At 68.8% G+C, this 1,246-nt stretch carries 1 pseudogene; it reads right to left on the bottom strand.

Features of this window, described 5'->3' with window-relative positions:
- Positions 1-30: 30 nt before the first annotated feature.
- Positions 31-1,238, bottom strand: a pseudogene (locus AC5P09_RS51860) (IS3 family transposase).
- Between the last annotated feature and the right edge of the window lie 8 nt (positions 1,239-1,246).

Consider the following 1,246-nt stretch of genomic DNA (forward strand, 5'->3'; position numbering starts at 1 on the left):
TGTCAAGCCCCGGGTTTCGTGGAGACTGAGTTAGCTGGCTTTCTGGAGTGACGTGGGGGGTTCGACCGCGAGGTAGTGGGCGGCCTCGTGTTCGGCGGGGGTGATATGGCCGAGCTCGCCGTGGAGGCGGCGCTGGTTGAACCAGTCGATGTACTCGGCGACCGCGATCTCGATGTCGTTGATGCCGGTCCACGGCCCCTTGTTGCGGATCAGCTCGGCCTTGAACAGGCTGTTGAACGCCTCGGCCAGGGCGTTGTCATACGAGTCGCCCTTGGAACCGACCGAGGCCACGGCGGCCTCCTGTTCGAGACGTTCGGTGTAGCGCAGAGCTCGGTATTGGACTCCGCGGTCCGAGTGGTGCGTGAGGCCGGCGAGATCGGCTCCCGCGTGCCGGCGGCGCCAGATCGCCATCTCCAGCGCGTCGAGGGCGAGGTCGGTGTAGAGGGAGGTGGCGACCTGCCAGCCGACGACCATGCGGGAGAAGACGTCGATGACGAAGGCGGCGTAGACCCAGCCGGAGAAGGTTCTGATGTAGGTGATGTCCGCGACCCACAGCTGGTTCGGCGCGCTCGCGGTGAACTGCCGCTCGACCAGGTCGGCGGGCCGGTCGGTCTCGGGTGCGGGGCGGGTGGTGCGTGGGCTCTTGGCCCGGATCACCCCGCGCAGACCGGCCGCGCGCATGAGGCGCTCGATCGTGCAGCGGGCCACCTCGAATCCCTCGCGCCGGAGGGCGGCGTGGACCTTGCGGGCCCCGTAGACGCCGTAGTTGGCCTCGTGGATCCGGCGTATCTCCTTGGTGATGTCCTCGTCTCGCAGGCTGCGGGCCGAGGGCGGGCGGATGCGGGCGGCGTAGTAGGTGCTCGACGCGATCGGCGCGTCCGTCTCGGCGAGGACGTCGCAGATCGGCTGGACGCCGAACGTCTCCTTGTACTGGTCGATGTAGGCGACCTTCATCGCAGTGGACGGTCCAGCTCCGCGGCGAAGAAAGCCGAGGCGGACTTCAATATCGCGTTCGCCCGCCGCAGTTCCTTCACCTCCCGCTCCAGCTCAGCGATTCGTGCAGCGTCGGTGCTGGTGGCGCCGGGCACGATGCCCTCGTCGGTCTCGGCCGGCTTGACCCAGCCGCGCAGGGCCTCAGGGTGCACGTCCAGCTGGTCGGCGATCCGCTTGATCGCACCGGCCCGGCCGGCCGGATCCTTGCGGGCTTCGACCGCCAACCGCGTCGCACGCTCGCGCAGTTCGTCGG

The sequence above is a fragment of the Streptomyces sp. a15 genome (assembly GCF_059026085.1).